This is a genomic window from Ameyamaea chiangmaiensis, assembly GCF_013376175.1.
In the GTDB taxonomy this organism is placed as follows: Bacteria; Pseudomonadota; Alphaproteobacteria; order Acetobacterales; family Acetobacteraceae; genus Ameyamaea; species Ameyamaea chiangmaiensis.
Window position 1 is genome coordinate 1 of record NZ_JABXXR010000278.1, and the last position, 1,826, is coordinate 1,826.

Consider the following 1,826-nt stretch of genomic DNA (forward strand, 5'->3'; position numbering starts at 1 on the left):
GGACTGGCGCTTCCGCCCGGCTATGTCCTGCCGTCCGACACGCGTCTCGCACCGCGCGAGGCCACACCGGACCTCCTGCCGACGCGGGCCTATGGCCTTGCGGACCTGATCGACATCGCGCAGTCGGCCAATCCCTCCACCCGGCGGGCCTGGAACGCGGCGCGGGATGCGGCGCTCGGCGTCGGCATTGCCCGCAGCGCCCTGCTGCCGCGCCTGACCGCCAGCGTCGTCGGCGGTTACAACAACAGCACCGATTCCGGGGCCAATCCGTCGATCAGCAACGCCGGGACCGCCGGCGACGTCGCCAATGCCGGTCTCAACGGGCTCACAACGGCGACCGGGGGCGTCAGCAACCGCACCCATGGCGCGGGCGAGGTCCAGACGCTGGGCCTTGAATGGCTGCTGTTCGATTTCGGGGCGCGCGAAGCCACCATCGACGCCGCCCGCCATGCCCAGATCGCCAGCAACGTCCTGTTCACCGCCGCCCATCAGAAGGTGATCTACACCGTCGCCACGGCCTATTACACGCATGCCGCCGCCACCGCGCGGGTCGGCCTCCTGCGGCAGGGGCGCGACAATGCCCAGGCCGTGCTGGCCGCAGCACAGGCGCGCCTGCAACAGGGACAGGGCACGATCGTCGACGTCGCGCAGGCACGGCAGGCGACGGCACAGGCGGAGCTGCGCCTGGTCCAGGCCGATGGCGACGCGCAGAATACGTTGCTCGACCTCCTGAACGCTGTCGGGATCTCGCCCGAAACACCCCTGCGGACCGCTGACGTCGGAGGGCGTCCGCTCGGCCCGGAAGCCGGGCGCCTGAGCCATGACATGGTGCGGCAGGCCGTCGCTCGCCGTCCGGACGTGCTGGCCGCCTATGCCACGGCTGATGCCGCGCGGGCGCAGGTCAGCGCCGCGCGGCGGGCGTTCCTGCCGAAAATTTTCGCGACCGGCAACGTGGCGTATTCCACCGGGCGGCTGGCCCTGTCGTCCGTGCCAGGCGTCGGCAGCGACAGCACGCCGACGCTCAACCTGTCGTCCAACCGCTTCAGCAGCGTCATCCTGGGCGGCATCACGGTGCCGATCTTCGATGGTGGCACGCGCGCCGCCCTGCTGAGACAGGCGCAGGACCGGGCCGACAGCGCGGATGCGACCCTGCGCCAGACACGCGACGAATCGGTCAAGCAGATCGTGGTGGCCGAAAACAGTCTGCACACCGGCCTCAGCGCCTATGCGGCGTCGGCGGCGCTGCTGGACGCCTCGCGCGTCAGCTACGAGGCGGCGTTTGCCGCCTATCGCAACGGCGCCGGGTCCATCACACAGGCGACGGTTGCGCAGAACGGCCTGCTGGACGCCACCCTGGCCCGGTCCGACGCCTATTACGCAGCCCTGATCGCCGCAGCCAGCCTTGCCTTTGCGACCGGCGCGCTGGGCGATGCGGGGGACGTGCCTCTCCCGCGCTGAGGGCCGGTGCGACGGCAGCTACGGCGTCCAGCCGCAGGCGCGCAGGCTATCGCGCATATGGGCCGGGGGTTCGGCCGTCGCGACCACCGGCGGCTCAACAGGCAGCGACAACCCCCGCGCCAGAAGGTTCAGCCTCTGGCCGTCATCGTTCCCATACAGCGCGTCCCCCACGATGGGGCAGCCGATCGCGGCGCAATGCACGCGCGCCTGATGGGTACGGCCTGACCGCAGCGTGAGTTCGAGCCAGCTCAGCGCCCCGCCACGACCCAGCACCCGCCATGCGGTGAGCGCCGGATCGCCCCGGGAATCGGCGACCATCCGCCAGCCCGTCGCCGCCGTGCTGACGCGGCGAAGCGGCAGGTCGACAT

The 1,826-nt window shown here is 71.3% G+C and carries 2 protein-coding genes; one reads left to right on the forward strand and one right to left on the reverse strand.

Going from position 1 to position 1,826, the window contains the following annotated elements; all coding sequences use genetic code 11:
- Nucleotides 1–1,458, forward strand: a 1,458-nt coding sequence (locus tag HUK82_RS16330; RefSeq protein WP_176614927.1) for a TolC family protein, incomplete at its 5' end; no start/stop codon positions are given.
- Nucleotides 1,459–1,476: 18 nt separating this feature from the next.
- Here HUK82_RS16330 and HUK82_RS16335 read toward each other — a convergent pair.
- The coding region (locus HUK82_RS16335) for a pseudouridine synthase (RefSeq protein WP_176614928.1) at nt 1,477–1,826 on the reverse strand (350 nt) is incomplete at its 5' end.